General features: G+C 69.6%; 17 protein-coding genes. 7 read left to right on the forward strand and 10 right to left on the reverse strand.

Annotated elements, in window-relative coordinates:
- Positions 1 to 5: 5 nt before the first annotated feature.
- The 3 genes from HNQ05_RS02685 to HNQ05_RS02695 form a co-directional block, all read right to left on the reverse strand.
- The gene (locus HNQ05_RS02685) at positions 6 to 566 is read right to left on the reverse strand and encodes a P-loop NTPase family protein (protein WP_147145726.1); all 561 of its coding nucleotides are present in this window, start codon (positions 564 to 566) and stop codon (positions 6 to 8) included.
- Positions 566 to 976, reverse strand: a complete 411-nt coding sequence (locus tag HNQ05_RS02690; RefSeq protein ID WP_147145724.1) for an ATP-binding cassette domain-containing protein — start codon at positions 974 to 976, stop codon at positions 566 to 568. The genes HNQ05_RS02685 and HNQ05_RS02690 overlap by 1 nt, the downstream gene beginning before the upstream one ends.
- A gap of 81 nt (positions 977 to 1,057) precedes the next feature.
- The gene (locus HNQ05_RS02695) at positions 1,058 to 2,233 is read right to left on the reverse strand and encodes an MFS transporter (RefSeq protein ID WP_147145722.1); all 1,176 of its coding nucleotides are present in this window, start codon (positions 2,231 to 2,233) and stop codon (positions 1,058 to 1,060) included.
- 303 nt (positions 2,234 to 2,536) lie between these two features.
- On the opposite strand from HNQ05_RS02695, the gene prfB reads away from it, so the two are divergent.
- Both prfB and HNQ05_RS02705 read left to right on the forward strand, forming a co-directional pair.
- Positions 2,537 to 3,641, forward strand: a protein-coding gene (gene prfB, locus HNQ05_RS02700) for a peptide chain release factor 2 (protein ID WP_147145721.1) whose coding sequence is annotated in 2 segments (ribosomal slippage) — positions 2,537 to 2,587 and positions 2,589 to 3,641 — 1,104 coding nt in all. Because the reading frame shifts where the segments join, the coding sequence is not laid out codon by codon here.
- 244 nt (positions 3,642 to 3,885) lie between these two features.
- The gene (locus HNQ05_RS02705; RefSeq protein WP_221266718.1) at positions 3,886 to 5,589 is read left to right on the forward strand and encodes a multiheme c-type cytochrome; all 1,704 of its coding nucleotides are present in this window, start codon (positions 3,886 to 3,888) and stop codon (positions 5,587 to 5,589) included.
- 7 nt (positions 5,590 to 5,596) lie between these two features.
- On the opposite strand, the gene HNQ05_RS02710 is transcribed toward HNQ05_RS02705, so the two are convergent.
- The 6 genes from HNQ05_RS02710 to HNQ05_RS02735 form a co-directional block, all read right to left on the reverse strand.
- Positions 5,597 to 6,304, reverse strand: coding sequence for an SDR family NAD(P)-dependent oxidoreductase (locus HNQ05_RS02710; protein ID WP_147145719.1), 708 nt, complete (start codon positions 6,302 to 6,304; stop codon positions 5,597 to 5,599).
- A 15-nt stretch (positions 6,305 to 6,319) separates the two neighbouring features.
- Positions 6,320 to 6,823 carry a CAP domain-containing protein gene (locus tag HNQ05_RS02715; protein ID WP_183677567.1) on the reverse strand — a complete coding sequence of 168 codons (504 nt, stop codon included), beginning with the start codon at positions 6,821 to 6,823 and terminating at the stop codon, positions 6,320 to 6,322.
- Positions 6,824 to 6,836: 13 nt separating this feature from the next.
- Positions 6,837 to 8,870, reverse strand: coding sequence for a molybdopterin-containing oxidoreductase family protein (locus HNQ05_RS02720; RefSeq protein WP_147145716.1), 2,034 nt, complete (start codon positions 8,868 to 8,870; stop codon positions 6,837 to 6,839).
- A gap of 83 nt (positions 8,871 to 8,953) precedes the next feature.
- Entirely contained in the window at positions 8,954 to 10,177 is a 1,224-nt protein-coding gene (locus tag HNQ05_RS02725; protein WP_147145714.1) for a hypothetical protein, read from the reverse strand.
- A gap of 13 nt (positions 10,178 to 10,190) precedes the next feature.
- On the reverse strand, positions 10,191 to 10,955 hold the full coding sequence (locus HNQ05_RS02730) for an outer membrane lipoprotein-sorting protein (RefSeq protein WP_147145712.1): 765 nt from the start codon (positions 10,953 to 10,955) through the stop codon (positions 10,191 to 10,193).
- Positions 10,948 to 13,197: an efflux RND transporter permease subunit gene (locus HNQ05_RS02735; protein WP_147145711.1), complete on the reverse strand. Its 2,250-nt coding sequence runs from the start codon at positions 13,195 to 13,197 to the stop codon at positions 10,948 to 10,950. Before HNQ05_RS02735 ends, HNQ05_RS02730 begins: the two co-directional genes overlap by 8 nt.
- A 124-nt stretch (positions 13,198 to 13,321) precedes the next feature.
- Here HNQ05_RS02735 and HNQ05_RS02740 point away from each other — a divergent pair, with 124 nt between their 5' ends.
- A complete protein-coding gene (locus HNQ05_RS02740) occupies positions 13,322 to 13,930 on the forward strand; it encodes a TetR/AcrR family transcriptional regulator (RefSeq protein ID WP_183677569.1) in 609 nt (202 codons plus the stop codon).
- On the opposite strand, the gene HNQ05_RS02745 is transcribed toward HNQ05_RS02740, so the two are convergent.
- Positions 13,927 to 15,636, reverse strand: a complete 1,710-nt coding sequence (locus tag HNQ05_RS02745) for an aldehyde ferredoxin oxidoreductase N-terminal domain-containing protein (protein ID WP_147145707.1) — start codon at positions 15,634 to 15,636, stop codon at positions 13,927 to 13,929. The genes HNQ05_RS02740 and HNQ05_RS02745 overlap by 4 nt on opposite strands.
- A gap of 131 nt (positions 15,637 to 15,767) precedes the next feature.
- Here HNQ05_RS02745 and HNQ05_RS02750 point away from each other — a divergent pair, with 131 nt between their 5' ends.
- The 4 genes from HNQ05_RS02750 to HNQ05_RS02765 all read left to right on the forward strand — a co-directional run bounded on the left by HNQ05_RS02750 (position 15,768) and on the right by HNQ05_RS02765 (position 19,384).
- A complete protein-coding gene (locus HNQ05_RS02750; RefSeq protein WP_147145705.1) occupies positions 15,768 to 16,496 on the forward strand; it encodes a hypothetical protein in 729 nt (242 codons plus the stop codon).
- Positions 16,493 to 17,245, forward strand: coding sequence for a hypothetical protein (locus HNQ05_RS02755; RefSeq protein ID WP_147145703.1), 753 nt, complete (start codon positions 16,493 to 16,495; stop codon positions 17,243 to 17,245). The genes HNQ05_RS02750 and HNQ05_RS02755 overlap by 4 nt, the downstream gene beginning before the upstream one ends.
- Before the next feature lie 29 nt (positions 17,246 to 17,274).
- Positions 17,275 to 18,768: a YifB family Mg chelatase-like AAA ATPase gene (locus HNQ05_RS02760; RefSeq protein WP_147145701.1), complete on the forward strand. Its 1,494-nt coding sequence runs from the start codon at positions 17,275 to 17,277 to the stop codon at positions 18,766 to 18,768.
- Positions 18,769 to 18,832: 64 nt separating this feature from the next.
- Positions 18,833 to 19,384 carry a hypothetical protein gene (locus HNQ05_RS02765; protein ID WP_147145699.1) on the forward strand — a complete coding sequence of 184 codons (552 nt, stop codon included), beginning with the start codon at positions 18,833 to 18,835 and terminating at the stop codon, positions 19,382 to 19,384.
- Positions 19,385 to 19,386: the final 2 nt, after the last annotated feature.

The following is a 19,386-nucleotide window of genomic DNA, read 5'->3' on the forward strand; positions in this document are numbered from 1 at the left end:
CCGTACTAGGCCTCCTCCGAAACCCCGAGCACCTGCACGTCGTGCTCCACCAGCAGCTTCAGCAGCTCGGGCAGCACCCCCTTGTTGTCGCTGGTCTCCAGCCGCAGGCGGCAACGCTCGAACAGGGCCTCCATTGAGATCGGCACACCCCCGCCCGCCCCGGCTTCGGGCAGGCCGGCGCTTGCGACTTCGTCCTCCACGAAAACCACGCCCTTGAAGAGCTCCGGCGGGATGCCCAACCGCTTCAAAACTTCGGGGTTGGGCTCGACCTCGTAGCCGATTACGGATCGGATGGCCTTGATCTTGGCGTCGAGCTCCGGCTTCCAGGTGCTCAACTCCAGCTCCAGCTTCTGCACTTCTCCCGCCATTAGCGCGCTCCTTTCTTTGAGCTCGTCGAAATCGACCACCCGATCCACCATGGATAGGAGTTCGCGGTCGTGGGTGACGATAACGACGGTTGCGGTTCGGTCGCGCAACCGCTTCAGTTCAGTTTCGAGCAGCTCGATCCCCGAGCGGTCGAGGCCGGCGGTAGGCTCGTCGAAAAAATAAACGTCGGCGTCCTGCATCAGCGCCTTAACCAGCTCGGCGCGCTTCTGCTGCCGCCCGACATGTGAAAGGGCGTGGCGTCGAGCGGAACCTCGAAGCGATCCACCAGCTCGCCGATACGTTTGCGGGGAACGCGGAAAAGCGCTGCGTGCAAACCCAGTGTGCGCCGAACCGGATAACTGGAATCCAGGGAAATGTCCTGGAAGGCCACGGCCACCCGCCGGCGCACCTGCGGGCTGCGGTAGGGGTCGCGGCCCAACAGCCGCACCCGTCCCGCATCGGGCTGCAACACACCAATCATGGTCTGCAGGAGCGTGCTCTTTCCGCTGCCGTTCCTGCCGACGATGGCCACGTGCTCCCCCTTTTCGACCGCGAGGGAGACGGGGTGCCGCCAGGCGCGGCGCTTCACGACCGCACGAACCTCGAGCATAGAACCCCTCAATCTGCTTCCTTCCTCAGATAGATTCTACACCATGCAACCCCGGGATTTACGATCGGCAGCACACGATGCTTAGCTTTCCTTCGCCAAGCACCCGCGCAACCCGCAGAAGATGGCCGCGACGGCCGCCGAAACCAACCCCAAAGCCACGACGGACGTGGCTGCACCCAGCCGGGCGATCAACCAAGGCGCCGACGCAAAACCAAGCGGCGTCAGCAGCATGGCCAGCGTGTTTACGGCGGCAAAGACACGGCCCAAGAGCGCCTCGGGCACCTTGGCCTGCAGGTACGAAATGAAAACCGTCGAACTCATGTTGGCCATTGCGTCGTGAACAGCCCCAAATACTACGGCTCCTGGTAACGAACGGCTGCGCCCCAAAGCAGCCAGGGCGAGCCCTTGGAATAGGCCGCTAGCAAAGATCAGCTTTTCACTCGCTCGTATTGGAACCGCCGAAAGCGCGAGGTTCGAAGCGGTCATTCCCAGATTCATGGCCGAAAGCAACAGCGCGTAGGCCTGAGCTCCCCCCAACGCATCCGCAAAGAAGGGGCTAGCTACTTGAAACGCCGCTGCAAGCACGTTGGTAGTGGCAAAGAAAAGCACCAGGCGCATAGTGCTCGCGGTTTTGCTGATGTAAACGAATCCGGCTGCTACGAACTTCAGGTTCAAAGCCTCGGTGGCCTCCGAGCGGGGTACAGGAGGCAAGGCAAGCAACCATGCACCCGCAACCAAGCCAACGGCTGCGGCGAACAACAGCGAGCCCACCACCCCCGTGGCTAGAAAAATCGCAGCTGCCAGCAACGGTCCTACCAGGTAAGCGGCGTCGTCGGCCAGACTTAGGTTCGCGTTGATACGAACGAGCTCGTCTTTAGGAAACAGCGCGGCGGGTATCACATAGGACGATCCTCCGAATACGGCACCCGTCACCGAGAGCGCAAAGTTGGACACCATGAAAACGACAGCGGCAGGAGCAACGGCGTGCCACCAAGTCGTCGTAAACAGGACGACGGCGCTCACCACCGCACCCGCAAACAGCATGCGGCGAGCGTCGTTCCGGTCCGCAAAGACGCCGCCCACAAAGGTGAGCAGCAAAGAAGGAAGCATCCCGGCAAGCAACGTCCCACCAAGTGCGACGGCACCGTACTGGCTGGAAGCCCACGCGAAGACGAACTGCACGACGGAACCCGAAAGGCCGCCGAGGAAACTCGATCCCAATAGAAGAACCCTTGGGACGCACAAAGGTGTTTTCATTTTTCCTGCCCTCTCGGTTGCGCATTAGCGCAACCGTTTTACGTTTAACTGAGGTTTACGTATAGACTCCCTCTTCCCCTAGCGCGATCCACGCTAGCGCTGCACGCTGCGCGGCAGCGATAAGCGCGACCCTCGATCGCCGGGCTCTAGCGGGCTGGGTTCTTGTGGCACAATCTGGGCATAGGTAAGTTCCTTTTCATCATCGTACCAATATTGCGGCACGCCCCCGGGGCCGAGGTGGTGTGGCTCGCCCGGGCGCTGGGCGGGTGACGAACGCGCGGAAACTTGCTAGAGTAAGGGGCCATGGACGCACGTGAACTGAAGCAGAAACTCGACGCCCTTCGGGGGTATCTTTGACATCGCCGGCAAGAAGGCGCGGCTTGCGGAACTCGAACGCGAACTGAGCAAGGAAGACCTCTGGAACGACCCGGCCGCGGCGCAAAAGCTGACGCAGGAAGCGGCGCGGCTAAAGAAGATAGTGGAGGAGTACGAGCAGCTCTCGGGCGACCTCGAAAGTCTGATCGAGCTCTGGGACGAGGCTTCTGCGGAAGACCGCGAGGGGCTGGAGCCTGAGCTGGAAGAGGCCGCGAAGAAGCTCGAAGACCTCTACCATCAGACCCTGCTCGGCTTCGAGCACGCCGACAAGAACGCCATTCTGACCATCAAACCCGGCGCCGGCGGCACCGAGGCGATGGACTGGGCCGAGATGCTGCTGCGGATGTACACCCGCTGGGCGGAACGCCACGGCTTCAAGGTGGAGCTGGTGGACGTAACCCCCGGCCCCGAGGCCGGCATCGACTCGGCCGAGCTGATCGTGCGGGGCGAGAACGCCTACGGGCTGCTCTCGGCCGAGCGCGGCGTGCACCGACTGGTCCGACCCAGCCCCTTCGACTCCACCGGCCGCCGCCACACCAGCTTCGCCTCGGTGGAGGTGAGCCCCGAGGTGGACGACACCGTGGAGATCGAGATCAAGCCCGAGGACCTGCGCATCGACGTCTTCCGCGCCCAGGGCCACGGCGGCCAGGGGGTGAACACCACCGACAGCGCGGTGCGCATCGTCCACCTGCCCACCGGCATCATCGTCACCAGCCAGGCCACACGCAGCCAGCACAAGAACAAGGAGCTGGCCATGAAGGTGCTGAAAAGCCGCCTTTTCGAACGCGAGTGGCAGAAGCGCCAGGAGGAGATGGCCAAGCTGCGTGGCGAGCAAAAGGCCATCGAGTGGGGCAGCCAGATCCGCAGCTACGTCCTCGACAAGCAGTACGTCAAGGACCACCGCACCGGCCTGATGCGCCACGACCCCGACAAGGTGCTCGACGGCGACCTGGACGATCTGATCTGGGCGGGGCTCGAGTGGCGCGCGGGGCTGCGCCGCGCAGAGCCGGCAGCGGAGACGGAGGAGGACTAGTCGCCGTCAAGGGCCGCCCGGCCCTTTGAGGCGCCGGTGCGCGGGATGGCAACCTCGCGGGCGCCCCTTGCGGTGCCCGCAACCGTGCCGCCCCGCCCCGTCGAGCGAGCCTTCGGATCGAAGGCCCGCAGCCACGGGCTCAGGCCGAGCACCCGCTAGAAGCCGGCACCGACCGGATCCGCCGTTTACCTCGCGTTAACCTCAGCCTGGTAACCTGCCGCGATGTTTTGAAAGGAGGCGTGGCATGCGTGGAAAATGGCGGCTCTTGTGGCTGCTCTCGGCCGTGCTCTTGTTCGCCTGCAACCCCGAAGCCCCGGGTGACGGAGGTGGCGGAGGCGGCAACAACCCCAACCCTCCGCCCGGCGGCGGCCCTCCCGACAACCCACCCCAGCAGGGATACGTTCTCACGGCCTGGAACGACCTGGGCATGCACTGCATGGACAGCGACTACGCGGTTTTTTCGATCCTACCGCCCTACAACAACCTGCACGCCCAGCTCAAACGCAAGAACGGCTCGCTGGTGACGTCGGGGGTCGTGATCACGTACGAGGCCACCACGGGCACGGACGGTCAGATCAACACCTACAGCGCCGGGAAAACCAACTTCTGGGACCACGCCGCGGCCTTTTTCGGGGTCGCCCTGCCGCCCGACACCGGCCTCAAGGGGCATCCCACGCCCTCCGGCCGGCCCGCCGAACTCGAGTTCAACGCCGCCTGGGGCTGGTGGGAGGCTGAGGGCATTCCCCTCACGCCGTACAACGACGACGGCAGCAAGAACTTCTACCCGCTGGTCAAGGTGGTGGCGCGCGACGCCTCGAGCGGCGAAGTGCTGGTCAGCGCCAACGTGGTGCTGCCCGTCAGCGACGAGATGGACTGCCGCCTGTGCCACGGCAGCGACGCCCGTCGCGACGACGCCAAACCCAAGGGCGGTTGGGTCCGGGATCCGAACCCTGAAAAGGACTACCGTTTGAACATCCTGCGACTGCACGACGAGAAGCACGCGGACGCCGTGAGGGACCGCCAGGATGCGCTCGATAACCTCGGCTACGCCTACGACCCTGCCGGGCTCGAGGCCACGGCCCGGGGCGGCACCCCGGTGCTCTGCGCCGCCTGCCACCAATCGAATGCGCTGCCGGGCGTGGGCCTGGGCATCAAGCCCTTCACCAACGCCATCCACAAGAAGCACGCGGACGTGGTCGACCCCCGCAACGGCATGAAGCTCAACGACGCAAACAACCGCGAAACCTGCTACGCCTGCCACCCGGGGGCGGTGACCGCCTGCCTGCGCGGCGCGATGGGCGACGCCAAGAACCCCGACGGCAGCCAGAAGATGCAGTGCCAGAGCTGCCACGGCCCCATGAAAGCGGTGGGCGACGAAGCGCGCGAGGGCTGGCTCGACGAACCCAACTGCCAGGCCTGCCACCACGACGGCCTGCGCGAAACCTCGGCGATCGATCCCGCCACCGGCCGCCTTCGCCAGGTCAGCGACACCCGCTTCGCCACCAACGGCAACGTGCCCGCCAGCGGGTACAGCCTCTACCGGTTCAGCAAGGGCCACGGCGGACTTCAGTGCGAGGCCTGCCACGGAGCCACCCACGCCGTTTATCCCGCCCACGAGGCCGACAACCTGCTCAGCCAGAGCATCCAGGGCCACGCCGGCACGGTGGCGGAATGCGCCTCCTGCCACGCCGAACCGCCCCGCACGGCGGACGAGGGTCCGCACGGCATGCACGCGGTCAGCGACTGGTGGGTCGACGAACACGGCGACGTCGCCGAGCACGACACCGGCCGCTGTCAGAGCTGCCACGGCCGGGACTACCGGGGATCACCGCTTTCGGCGGTATGGAGCGCGCGCACCTTCCAGGTCGAGCACGGCACCAAGAGCTTCGACCGCGGCCATCAGGTCGGCTGCTACGACTGCCACGACGGGCCCGGAGGCGACGACTAGGCCCGGGCTACCACTCGAGCCGCTCGAGGTCGGGGCCGAAGAAACCGCCGCTGGGGCCGTCGGGGCCCAACGTGGCCAGCGCCACGATGGGCTCGGCCCCCTCCTCGGGGCGGCCGGGAGCTTCGGGGCCGCCCATGCGGGTGCGGATCCAGCCGGGGTGCACGGCGTTGACGCGCACGCCGTGGGGCGCGAGCTCGGCGGCCAGCACCCGGGTGACCATGTTGAGCGCCGCCTTGGAGCTGCGGTAGGCCAGGTAGCCGGGGCCCGCCGAGGCGAGCTGGCCCATGACCGAGGAGACGTTGACGACGTTGCCGCCCTGCCGCAGGAGCAGCGGCGCGAAGGCCTGGGTGACGCGCAGGGGGCCGAAGGTGTTGACCTCGAAGGTCGCACGGACGGCCGCTACGGGAAGCTCGAGCCCCGGCAGGCGGCGGTCCTCGTCCAGGAGCACGCCGGCGTTGTTGACCAGCGCGTCGAGCCGGCCCAGGTGCTCCTCGGCGAGCCGGCGCGCCTCCTGCACGCTGGCGTCGTCGCTGACGTCCAGCTCGAGCGGCCAGACGTCGAGCCCCTCGGCCGTGAGCTTGGAGGCCGCCTCCTCGGCCGCGGCGCGGCGCCGCGCCGCCAGCGCCACCCGGTAGCCGCGGCGCGCGAGCTTGCGCACCACCTCGAAGCCGATGCCGCGGTTCGAACCCGTGACCAGCGCGACCTTGGTTTCCATAGGGTCAGTCTAGCGCTACTGGGGCCGGGCCATGTCGAGCACCCAGTAGTTGCCGCTGCGCCCCAGCCCGGCGTCCTGGTAGTTGCCGTTCATGAGGCCCTCGCAGTGGCCGGCCGTACTGGCCAGCCAGCCGTTCAGCACCTCCTCGGCGGTGGTGTAGCCCCAGGCGATGTTCTCGCCCCAGGCGGCGGCCAGGTAGCCCGACTGGGCGATGCGTTCCCCCGGATCCGTACCGGGGCCGAAGTGCACCGCCCCCACCGGTGTGGTGTGGCTGAGCTGGTCGGCGGCGTCCATGTCCTCCGCGTGCCGCTGGGCGGCCCAGTTGAGCTGGGTGTTCGCCCGCAGCGGGCCCACGGGCGGCATGTCGTTGTCGGCGCCGTCCTTGTGGCAGGTCACACCGGCGGCGCGCACTTGGTTGATGCGCTCCAGCAGCTCCACCAGCTCGGGCGCCAGCGGCTTGGGCTGGCTGCAGGCGGCCAGGACGAGCAGCAGGGGCAGGAACGCGAGGGCGCGGCGCATGGCTAGGCGCATTCTACTCCACCGCGCGCAGGCTCACGGCCGTAGCGTGAAACACCGCCTGCCGCCCCCGGTCGGTAAGCCGCTCCGGCGTCAGGGTGTTGGCGGGCTCGCCGTCGGGCGCGGCGCCTGCGGGCCAGGTGCCCTCCATGACCAGCACCCCGGGCTGCACCCGTTCGGTGACGTGCACGCGCCGCCGCACCCGCCCCGCCTCGCTCGCGAGCGTCGCGTAGGCCCCGTCCGCGAGCCCTTCGCGCGCGGCGTCGTGGGGGTGGATCCAGACCACCGGCTCGCCCCCTTCGGCGGCGCGCAGGCGCTCGAGCGGAGCATAGATCGTGCCCAGAAAGTGGTGGGCCGGCGGGGTCATCAGCAGGTAGGGGAAGGCCTCCGTGGTCGCGGGGGCGGTCACCTGGGGCGGCGGACCGAAGCGCACCCGGCCGCTGGGGGTGTTCGCTCCCTCGGCGTGGGGGGCGAAGGGCCGGGGCAGGTTCAGCTTGAGGCTTCCGGCGGCCCGCAGCTTCTTGAAGGTGATGTTCGCCAGGTAGGGGTGGCCGGCCCCGTCCAGCGCCGCCCGCGCCGCCTCCTCCGCGCTCCAGTAGAGCTCGGGAGCTTCGAGCCCCAGCCGCCGCGCCAGCTCGGCGAAGACCCAGGTGTTGGGCCGCGCCTCGCCCGCAGGTTCCATGACCGCTTCGTTCCAGTGGAGCCAGTAGGTGCCGTAGCTGGTGTAGAGGTCGGGGTGCTCCAGAAAGGTGGTGGCCGGCAGCAGCCAGTCGGCGTAGCGGGCGGTCTCGCTGAGGGCGTTTTCCAGCACCACCGTGAACAAATCCTCGCGCGCCAGGCCCGCCCGCACCCGCGCCGAGTCGGGGGTGCTGACCGCGGGGTTGGCGTTGAAGACGAAGAGCATCCGGATCGGCGGGTCCCAGCGGGTGAGGGCGCTGGCGAACTCGCTTTGGTTGACCGTGCGCACCCCGGGGTCGGGGCGGAAGTAGCCCGCCGGGCCGCTGGCGCGCCTCAGCCAGTGGCCGCCCTCGAGCCGCTCGCCGGCGAGCCGGAAGCCGCCGCTGGTGCTGAGCAGCGCCCCGCCCGCCGGGTGCTTCCAGGCGCCGGTGAGCGCCGGCAGCAGGATCACCGCCCGCAGCGCGTCCGCGCCCCCCGGCTGCCGGGTCATCCCGTAGCCGACGCGGACGAACCCCGGCCGGGCGCGGCCGAAGCGGCGCGCCAGCTCGAGAATGTTCGCGGGCTCGAGGCCCGTCACCTCCGCGGCCCGCTCCGGCGTCCAGCGCTCAGCCGCGGCGCGGAAGGCCTCCACCCCCTCGGTGTGGGCGTTCACGTAGCCCCAGTCCACCAGCCCTTCCTCGAAGAGCACCCGCGCCACCGCGTAGGCGAGGGCGGCGTCGCTGCCGGGGCGGAGCTTCAGGTGGCGATCTGCGAAGCGGCTGGTGCGGTTTTCGTAGGGGTCGACGTGCCAGATCTCGGCCCCCCGCTTACGGGCCTCCTTCAGGAAGGGCACCAGGTGGGCGTTGGTGGAAAGCGGGTTCGAACCCCAGAGCACGACGAACCCGGCGCCGCCCACGTTCTCGGGGTCGGTCCCGGTCTTGTGGGGGCCGTAGGCCAGCTCCCAGGCCTCGCCGCCGGCGCTGGCGCAGATCGTCTCGTCGAGCTCGCAGGCGCCGATGGCGCGGAAGAAGGCCACCGGCCGCCGCCCTTCGTTCAGCCCGGTGGTGCCGGCGTAGTGGTAGCGGGCCACGGCCTCGCCACCGTGCTCGTCCAGCACCCGTTTCAGCCTTTCGGCGATGGCGTCCAGCGCCTCGTCCCAGCTCGCGCGCTCGAAGCGGCCCGCGCCCTTGGGCCCCACCCGCCGCATCGGGTAGAGAGGGCGGTCGGGGTGGTGCTGGCGCTCGCCCCAGCGGTTCGTCTTGACGCAGGCGAAGCCGCGGGTGGTGGGGTGGTCGGGGTCTCCGCTCACGCGGACGACCCGCCCCTTTTCCACGGTCACCAGCAGGCGGCAGCGGTCGGGGCAGTCGAGCGGGCAGGTGACGCTCTGCGGCATGGGCGCATTCTACCCGCCGGCCGCCGCCTGCGGCCACGAAGGCGCGCGCCCGCGGCCGCGGGCGCGCGCGGGGTGGGGTTCGTTCAGAAGCTGTACTCGAGCTCGGTGCGCAGCTCGCCGTTGTTCCGCCACACCCCGAAGCGGGTGGCGTCCGCGCCGTAGAAGAAGGCCGCGCTCAGGCGTCCGGTCACGCCGTCGGCGAAGGCGTACTCGAGCCCCGGCCGCACGAGGCCCGAGCCGTCGGAGATCGTGTGCAGCCACGCCCCCTGCAGGGTGAGGCGCTCGTCGTACTCGTAGCGGGCCATCAAGCCCAGCGTCTGGGTCCAGACGTCCGCGGCGGGCGCGTCGGCCTTAGCCCAACGGAGGTCGTAGGCCAGCACCGTGGTGGGGCCGTCGCTCCAGGCGTACTCGAGGGCCAGCCCCCCCTCGGCGTAGGGGTTCTGGACGTTGGGGTCCGCCCCGTCCGGGTCGGCGGTAAGGGCGTAGGCCGCCTCGCCGCGCAGCACCAGCCCCTCGGCGACGCCGGGGATCGAGAAGGCCAGCGCGAAGTCCGCTCCCACGAGGGTGCGGCGGTCGTAGCCCAGCACCAGGCGGAAGGGGCCGGCGGGCTGGGCCGGGTCCACCGGCTCCACGCCCTGCGGGCTCGGGAAGGGGAAGTAACCGTAGACGACCTGACCGCCCAGGTCGAGCCCCTCGAGCACGTCGAGGCTGGCCGTCGCCCGCAGGCCGAAGGTGCCGCTGGAAAGCTCCGCCTGCGGCTCCTCCACCCGCACCTGGGTGACGCCGGGCGGCAGCGTCTGGGGCGGCGCCCACGCGCCCGCGGGCGGCTTGCTGGGGGTGAAGAGCGGGATCCAGACGGCCTCGAGCTGGTAGCGCCCCTCGGCGTCGGGGTAGGCCGTCGCGTGGACCATGCCCACCGGCAGCTTCGCCTGGTCCAGCGGGCGGCTGAGGTCGCGCGGGTTGAGCACGTCGAGGGGGCTCAGCAGGTCGAGCCGCCCCCAGGCGACGACCTCGCGCCCCGCGCTCAGGTCCACGCTCGGCAGGAAGAGGGTGGCGTAGGCCTCGCCCAGGGTGAACTCGGGCGTGCGGGTAAGCGCGTCGTAGGCGAAGCGCAGCTCGCCGGTGAAGGCGGCGTCGTCAAGGTCGTAGCGCACCCCCAGGTCGAACCGGGTGCGGTCGAGCGCGAGGGCCAGGTCCTGGGTACGCAGGCCGAAGCCCGTCTGGAAGCTTCCGGAGAACTCGGGCTGGGCCAGGGCCAGCGCGGCCGTGAGGGCCAGGAGCAGGGTAAACAAGCGGGTCCGTTTCATCGTGATCCTCCCGCTAGCGCTTCTTCATGAAGCGCTCGGTGAAGACGGCGTCGTCGATGGGAACGTCGATCTGGAGGTCCTTCTGCTCGAGCACGGTCTTGTGCCCGGTGGTCACGTTCTCCATCTCCAGCAACGTGGGGATCAGGTACTTGCCGTCCGCGAAGGGCTTGACCTCGCGGTTGGTCAGCACCTTGTAGAGCTTGCCCTTCTTGTAGAACTCGATGCGGCGGGGCACGAAGGTGTCCGCGGGAACCCAGGCGATCTGCTTGGAGTAGCTGCTGTCCACGCCCGGCTTGGGCGTGGATTCGACGACGTAGACCTTCACGCCGCCCTCGTTCTCGGTGCGCAGCAGCTCGTGGGTGTAGTCCGCGATGTCCAGGCCGCTCAGGTTGGAGATGTCGTCGTAGCTGAAGTCGGAACCCATGAACGAGCCCTTCTTCTGGCTGCCGGCGATGCGCCGCACCCGCTTGAGGGCGGGCAGGTAGAGCTTCATCTCCTCCTTGCCGCCCTTCTTGATCGTCAGGAAGGCGGTGCCCTTCACGTCGGCAGGGGCCAGGAACTTGATCAGCATCTTCTCCTCGTCCCCGGACTTCTTGCTCCAGACCCGGATCTCGCGGGTGAGCACCTTGCCCTGCTTGCCGATCAGCTGCATGACCATCGTACCCTCCATCGAGGCCGGGCTGGGGTGGGCGTCGACCTTCTGCATCACCTCCTCGCCGCTGATCGCCAGCGCCAGGGAAACCGAAAGAAGCAAAGCCGTCGTGAGTACCTTACGCATCCTGAACCACCTCGTGCTTTCTGTCCTTGCGGACGAAGACCAACAACGCAGCGGGCAGCGCCGTGAGCGCGAAGAGCGCGGTCGCGCCGACGGTGAAGCCCATGAGCTTGGCGAAGGTTTGAATGGGCGCGAAGCCCGAGAAGAGCAGGGCCATGAAGCCGCCGCCGATGGCCAGGGCGGTGAAGAAGACCGCCCGGCCCGAGACGTAGACGCTTTCGCGGGCGGCGTCGTCGGGGGAGCGGCCCTTACGCAGCTCCTCCAGGTAGCGCACGATGATGTGCACCGAGTAGTCGCCCACGCCGATGGCGATCGCGCCGATCAGGGCGGTCGCGGTGTCGAGGGGAATCCCGAACAGCCCCATCAGCCCGAACTGACCCGAGACCGTGAGCACGAGCGGCACGATGCTCACCAGACCCACGATCCACGAGCGCAGCAGCACCGCGTTGAAGAGCGCCACCAGGAAGAACGCCAGCGCCAGCGAGACGTACTGGTCGTGCAGGATCAGGCGCATGGTCTCGAGCATCAGCACCGAGCTGCCGGTAGTGTCCACCGCGTTCGCGTGGGGGCCGATGATCGCCTCGGCGTCGGCCTGGATGCGGTCCACCAGGTCCTGCATCGCCCCCGAAGGCAGGGAGCGCACCTGCACCGTGACCTGGGCCGTGGTCGCCGCCTCGTCCATGAACTGGGCCAGGTCTTCGGGGTCGCCCGACATCTGGTAGAGCAGGATCTCCTGGGCCACCCCCTCGCGGCTGTCGGGCAGGCCGTAGGCGCCGGTCAGGGCCTTGTGCAGCTCGCGGATCACATCGGCGATCGAGGCCGCCGAGCCCACCTCGGGGTAGGCCGCCACCTTCTGCTCGAAGCGGTAGATGGCCCCGAGCAGCTCCGGATCCTTGAGGTCGCCGTCGACGATCAGGATGACGTTGTCCGACCCGCCGAAGACGCGGTCCACCAGCTCGGTGGCCTCGCGCGGCGCGGCGGTCTTGGGGAAGTAGGAGAGGAAGCTGGTCTCCGCCTGGATGCGGGGGATGAAGTAGAGCATCACCCCCAGGAAGACGACCGCGGCCACGAGCACCCCCTTACGGGCGCCCAGCAGCCAGCCCCCCAGGCCGCGCATGGCGCGGCTGATGGCGTCGGGGCGTTCGGGGTCCATGATCCGGCGGGGGTTCTTCAGCAGCACCAGGATCGAGGGTACGAGCAGCGAGGAGGCCAGGAAGGCGGCGAGCACCCCGAAGGCGGCGAGCAGCCCGAACGACTTGATCTGGGGGATGCTCGAGGAAAACAGCGCCGCCAACCCCGCACCCGCGGCGAGCGCGGAGACGAGCACGCCCAGCCCCGTCTCCCGGGTGGCCAGCAGCACGGCCTCGCGCCGCGAGGCCCCCGCGGCCAGCTCGTGGTAGAAGCGGTTGAGCACGTGCAGGGTGAACGAGCTGCCCACGGCCAGCACCACGACGGGCAGGATGGAGCTGATCATCCCCAGCTTGAAGCCGAGCCAGCCCCCGAGCCCCAGCGCCCAGACCAGCGCCACCAGCACGGTGAGCAGCGGCAGCAGCACCCCGCGCTGGCTGCGGAAGTTGACGAAGAAGACGAGCGCGATGATCAGGATCGCGAGCAGCAGCTGCCGGGGGATGTCGCGCGCCATGGTGTCGAGGATGTACCCCGAGAGCGCCGGGGTCCCCGCCAGGTGCACCGGGCCGTTCCAGTTGGCCGCCAGGGCCGCGCCGATCTCGTGGTTGAGCCGCTTCATGTCGGCGGCGGGGTCCACCTCGACGATCACCGCCGCGTAGCGGCCGTCGCCGCTGACCAGGCGGCCGGCGTAGAGCGGGTGCCCTTCCACGTAGGCGCGGATGCCGGCGACGTCGGCCTCGCTGAGCGTCTCGGGCAGCAGGTCCTCGACGAGCAGGAAGCCGTCGTCCTCCTCCATGCGCTTGGCGTTGGCCAGGCTGGTGACGCGCTGGACGCCTTCGATGCCCGCCACGGCGTCGGTGGCGGCGCGCAGCTGCTCGAGCGCCTCCGGGGTCCAGACCTCGCCCTCCAGCGCGGCGAGCTCCATATCGCCGCCACCGAAGGTTTCGCGCGCCTGGTCGAGCAGCAGCTTGGCGGGCAGGTCGGGCGGCACCAGCGACTCCGGCGAGTTGTCCAGCTCGAGCCCCCGCAGCCCGGCCCCGAAGGCCGCGCTCAGGACGAGGAAGAGCAGGATCACCCGCCAGGGGTGCCGGAGGGCCGTTTGACTAAGCAGATGCACGTTGAGTTACGCCCCTTTCATAGGACATGGTATCTAACACGTTTACAGACTGTATACTTTGCTATACACTGTGTCAAGCCTTCCCTCGCGGGGGTGCGGGGAGTCTGCCATAATGGGGGCGTCGATGAACACGGAGACGGCCAGCCTACAGGAAAAGCGGCGCGAGAAGCGGATCCGCGAGATCCTCAGCGCGGCGCTCGACGTGTTCACCGAGAAGGGCTACCCCAAGACGACGATGGACGACATCGCGGAGCGGGCGCTGCTCACCCGCCCCGCGCTCTACAAGTACTTCCGCGACAAGCAGTCGATCCTCAAGGCGCTGGTCGAGTGGAAGATGGAGGAGCTGATCGCCGAGTTCGAGGCGATCGCCGGCGACGGGCCAAGGGGCTTCGAGCCGCAGCTGCGGCGGCTGGTGCGCTCGGCCATCGCCTTTCAAAAGCAGAACCGCGGCGCCTTCCACGCCCTGCTGACCGCCAACTCGCTGCCCAGCCTGACCAAGGACGAACGTTTCGTGGCGCTCAAGAACCGGCTGGTGGGGGTCGTCGCCGGAATCCTGCAGAAGGGCATCGACGCCGGCGAGGTGCGCCCCGAACCGGCGCACGACCTGGCCGAGCTCTTCCTCTCGCTGCTCTTCCACCCCGCCGCCAAGGGGTTCGTGGAACCCGACAACGAGGACGCCTACGACGGCCGGCTGATCGAGGAGGTCTTCCTCTACGGCGTGGCCGCGCGCTAGCGCTCGAGCCGCTTCCAGAAGCCGGCGATCCGCTCGGGGTCGAGGCGTGCGGTGAGGTTGCGCGGCGGCAGCGGCTCTTCGTACATGAAGCGCGGCAGCGGGGCCACGTCCGGCTGCCCGGCGGCGCGGTTGAAGGCGAGCTCCATGGCCAGCACCTCGCGGCCCAGGCGGTCGAAGGCGGCGGCGTCCGGCTCCTCGTCCAGGCCCGCGGCCAGCGCCGCGGCCTCCATGATGGCGTCTTTTTGCCTGTAGGTGACGCTGCCCCCGAAGATGCACAGCCCCAGCGCGTCCGAGGCGGCGGCGTTCACCTGGGCGGCGAAGCTCAGGTCCATGAGTTCTTCGAGGCTGCGCTCACCGGGGTTTTCGCGGGGAACGTTGCCCGCGGTGTGGTCCGCTCCCTGCGGCGTCGTCATGTAGGTCACGCCGGTGCCCTCGACGACGCGCGGGTCGTAGGCGCTGATCCCCTGGTCGCGCACCACCGGCACGCGCGCCTGCCCCAGCGCGCGGCCGAACCGTGCGGCCCCCTGGGCGTAGCGGCGCCCCTCTTCGGAACCCGCGAGCAGCTCGCGGTAGACGTGCTCGACGAAGTCGAGGTCGCCCCAGGCGCCCAGGCCCGCGTCCATGGCCACCCCCAGGGTGGCGCCGAACTCGATGGTGTCGACGCCCAGGTCGTTGGCCCAGCGGTTCATCCGCGCCACGGCGTCGAGGTCATCGAAGCCCAGGTTGCTGCCCATCAGGCCCAGGGTCTCGTACTCCAGCGGGCTCACCACGACCCGCCCCCGGGCGTCGGGTACCTTGTTGGAGCAGCGGATCACGCAGCCCGGCATGCAGGCATGGGCCGTGGCCCCCTCGCCGTCGCGCTCCTGGATGAAGCGCCGGAGCGCCTCGCCGCCGAGCGGGTTCTCCCCCTCGGCCAGGCGGCCGCGCGAGAAGTTCCTCACCGGCAGGCCGCCGAACATGTTCTGAAAGTCGCCCATCCCCGCGGTGCCCACGCTGGTGTAGCGCTTGATGCCGTCGGACGCCAGGAGCGCCCGCGCGTAGCCGCGCATGGCCTCCTTGAACGCCGCCTGAGCGGCAAAGGCCGGCGCCTCGCCCTTTTCGACGACGATCGCCTTGACGCGCTTGGCGCCGAAGACGGCGCCCACCCCGCCCCGGGCGGCCAGCCGCCCCGGCTGACCGTCGGTGTCGACGATGGCCAGACCCGCCAGCAGTCCGCGGTACTCGGCCACCGGCCCGGCGAGGGCCAGGCTGGCGGCCGCGGGGAAGTCGTTCCACAAGCGTTCGGCGGCCTCGTAGTTGCCGAGGCCCAGGTAGGGCGCGGCGTCGGCGAAGCGCACCCCGTCCGGACCCAGCACCAGCACGACCCAGTCCGGGGCCGCCCCCACGAGGGTGAGGCCCGCGACGCCGAGACGGCCCAGCGCGTAGGCCAGCGTGCCCCCCGAGTTGGCCTCCTTGACCGTGCCGGTCAGCGGGCTCTTGGTCCCCACGCTGATGCGGTTGGCGTTGGAGTAGCCGGAGCCGGCCAAGGGGCCGGCGGCGAGGACGAGCGGGTTCTCGCCGCCGAGCGGGTTCACGGTCGCCGCCTCTAGATCGAGCAACGTGTGCACGGTGCGCCAGCGCCCGCCGTGCAGGACCTCGCGGGCGCCGAGCGCGCGTTGGTGCACCTCCCGGCTGCGCAGGTCGACGGTCCACCAGCGTCGGCTCATACTCGCATTCTAGCGGCGGCGCCTGAACCTGCGCTTGGCTGGACGGGGTGTAGAATCGCTTCGTGGATCCGGCCCACACAAGCCCGGTTCGGTCCGGGGAACGAAGCCACCGGCCGCGGTTACGCCATCGCTTGCTGATCGGGCCAGGGTACGCGCTCAAGAACCGCTTTGGGCATCAGGCCCTCGAGGCCGCCGTCCTGATCGGCCTCGGTCTGGTGATGGGCTCACAGCATACGAGCCACCCCCTCTTCGCCGTAGTGGGCGCGGCGATGGTGCTGCTGGGCGTCGATGATCTGCAGGGCATCGTACGGCTGCGGTGGGCCCCCACCTGGCTCCTCGACGGGGAGGAGCTCTGTCTCAAGGGCCGCTGCCTGCCGCTGGACCGCGTGGACCGGGTGGCGCTCGAGCCCTTCCGCCCCTACGCGCTGCGCATCGGCCGGCTGCCCGTGCTGCGGCTGGTGCTCGAGGGGAAGGGGGTGCGCTGGGCCGTGCCCCTGACGCACGAAAACTGGGAGCGTCTTTGGGAGCGGCTGCAAGGGCGTCGGCCGGGAATGCTCGATTGGCGGCGGCACCCTGCGCTGCTGCGCGCCTTAGCCCAGGAACGCGAGGTTCCCTACCAGCTGCCGGCGGGCGTGACCACCGACAACCTGGGAATGCCCGGCTGGGCGCGCGCGCTCCAGCTGGGGCTGGGCGGCGGGCTGCTGCTCCTGGGATTGTTGCCCTTCCCGGCCTTGCAGCAGGTCCCCAGCGAGCTCTGGTTCGGGCTCGCGGGGGCTGCGGCGCTCTTCGTGGAGCGCAAGACCCGCAGAATTCGCTTGGACGTTCCCACCCGGCGAAGCGGGGAGGGAGGAGGTCCATGAGCTCGCCACGCGCCCCCGGCAGCCCCTGCGCCGTCGCCGAGCGAACGCAGCTGCGGCCGCCTCAGCGCATCGCTTACGCGGTGCTGGCGCTGGCCCTGGTGGCGCTGGGGCTGCGCTTTTGGGCGCTGGGGTTCACGCCCCGGATCCTCCCCGTCCTGATCGTCTTGGGCGGGGTGTGGCTGGGCTACGAGGCGGTGCGTCCCCGGCGCTCGACCCGGTACGAGGTCTCGCGGCTGTGGATCTGCCGTGAAGGCGACTGCCGCAAGCTCAGCGAGCTGGGCGTGGCCCGGCTCGACTGGCACCGACCCAGCGTTTGGGATGGGTGGCGGCCCGCGCTGCTGCTGCAGCTGGGGCGCGAGAGCTGGCCCCTGGAGCTGGGCCTCGAGGGCTGGCACGACGTCTGGGACTGCCTGCGCGAGCTCCGTCCCGACCTGGGCCTGCCCGACTGGCGCCGCCACCAGGGCGTCCTCAAGCTGCTCGTCCACCACCGCCGCCGCGGGGTGCGGCTGCCGCCCGGGGTGGAGGTCCACGAGCCTAACCTCATCGCCATGGCCTTCTTGTCGGGAATCACCGTGAGCTTGATGCACAACTTTGTCGTGCCCGCGCTCGGTCTCTCAGGCTCCTCCTGGGAGATGATGATCGACTCAGCATCGCTGGTCCTGGCCACCTGGACCTACAGCCGCCTGGACCCACCCAAGCTTGAGTACGTACCTTCTCCGCCTGGCACCGCCCGGACGCCCCGGACTTAAGACATATGCAGGTAAAATAGCTCCAAACCATGCTCGCGCGCGCCCGCTCCTTCACCCTCCACGGCCTCGACGCCCTGCCCGTCGTCGTCGAAGCCGACGTTTCGCCGGGCTTCCCGGGGTTCACCGTGGTGGGGCTGCCCGACGCGGCGGTGAACGAGTCACGCGACCGGGTGCGCGCCGCGCTGAAGAACAGCGGCTTCCCCTACCCGCAGATGCGCATCGTGGTCAACCTGGCGCCGGCCGAGCTGCGCAAGGAGGGCCCGCTCTACGACCTGCCCATCGCCCTGGCGCTGCTGGCGGCCCAGGGGGTGCTGCCGCCCGAGAACCTGGAGGGCTGGGCGGTGGCGGGGGAGCTGGCGCTGGACGGCGAACTCAGGCCCATCAGCGGCGCCATCAATCTGGCGCTGGGGGCGCTCGAGAACGAGCAGACGCGGCTGCTGCTGCCCCCGGGTTCGGCCGAGGAGGCCAGCGTGATCGAGGGGCTCGAGGTCTACGCGCCGCGCACGCTCAGCGAGGCCGTGGCCTTCCTGCTGGGCGACGTCGAACTGGAGCGGGCCGCCCCTCCCGACCCCGCGGTCGCGCTGGACGAGCTGCTCGACCTCGCCGACGTCAAGGGCCAGGCCAAAGCCAAGCGGGCGGTGGAGATCGCCGCCGCCGGCTTCCACCACCTGCTCATGGTGGGCACCCCCGGCTCCGGAAAGACGATGCTCGCTCGCCGGCTGCCCTACCTGCTGCCGGCGCTCGGCCGCGAGGAGGCGCTGGAGGTGACGCGCATCCACGCCGCCGCCGGCCGCCTGATGCGCGGGCTGGTGCAGCGCCCCCCCTTCCGCAGTCCCCACCACACCACCTCCGACGCCGGCCTGATCGGCGGCGGGGCGGTGCCCAAACCGGGCGAGATCAGCCTGGCCCACCGCGGGGTGCTCTTCCTCGACGAGCTGCCCGAGTTTCCCCGGCGCACGCTCGAGGTGCTGCGGCAGCCGCTCGAGGACGGCGTGGTCACGGTCAGCCGCGCCAAGGCGAGCCTGACCTTCCCGGCGCGCTTCCTGCTGGTCGCGGCCATGAACCCCTGTCCCTGCGGATGGTACGGCGATCCCGAGCGGGCCTGCTCCTGCAGCCTGACTGCGCGCCGGCGCTACACCGGCCGCATCTCCGGACCGCTGCTCGACCGCTTCGACCTGGTCGTGGGGGTGCCCCGCCTGACCGCGGCGGAGCTTTCCCGCGCTCCCGAAGGCGAGCCCACCGCGTCGGTGCGCGAACGGGTACTGGCGGCGCGCGAGCGCATGCGCGCCCGCCAGGGCAGGCCCAACGGCGAGCTGGTGGGGCGCGAGCTTGCGGAGGCGCTGCGCCTTGACGCGGGCGCCCGGGGACTGCTGGCGGCGGCCGCGCGCAAGCTCCAGCTCACCGGCCGCAGCTTCGACAAGGTGCAGCGGGTAGCGCGCACCGTAGCCGACCTGAGCGGCCGCGAGAACGTGACGGAAGCGCACGTGGCCGAGGCCCTCGTCTACCGCGAAGAGCTGAACTGAACCCGACCGCGCCCCAGCAACCCGCTATAATCGAGAGGAATCGTCGAGCGGGGTGAAGCACTACATGGAACTTAGCGGCAATCTTAAAGAGCTGGACTTTGCGCAGCTCGTCGCGCTGATCGCGAACATGGAGGGCGTACTCGAGCTCTGGAACCTGCCGCGCCGCCGCTCCGCCCAACTGTTCATCAAGCGCAAGAAACTGCGCTGCGTACGCATGAACGGGGCCTTTCTCGACCCCCTGCAGGCCAAGGCGCTGATGGCCGAACTGGCCGCGGGCGCCCCGGCGGCCTTCGAGTTCACGGCCAAACCCTTCCGTACCCCCTGCGAACCGCCGCTCAACTGGCCGCTCGACAAGCTGCTGCTCACCGTCTTCACCCAGTACGACGAACGCCAGCGCTACCTCGACCGCCTCCCCGACCCCGACCGGCGGTTCCGCCTCACCCCGCTGGCCAACCCCGACGGCAGCCTCTTCCTGCGCGCCGCCGGCCCCCTGCTGCTGCGCGACGAAGGCGCCACCGCGCGCGAGATCGCCCACGATCTGCGGCTCCCCCTCGACCAGGTCCGCTACTACCTGCACAAACTCCTGCAGCGCGACAAGGTGGAACCCGCCAAGTAAGC

Origin of the sequence: Oceanithermus desulfurans (assembly GCF_014201675.1) — a bacterium.
In the GTDB taxonomy this organism is placed as follows: domain Bacteria; phylum Deinococcota; class Deinococci; order Deinococcales; family Marinithermaceae; genus Oceanithermus; species Oceanithermus desulfurans.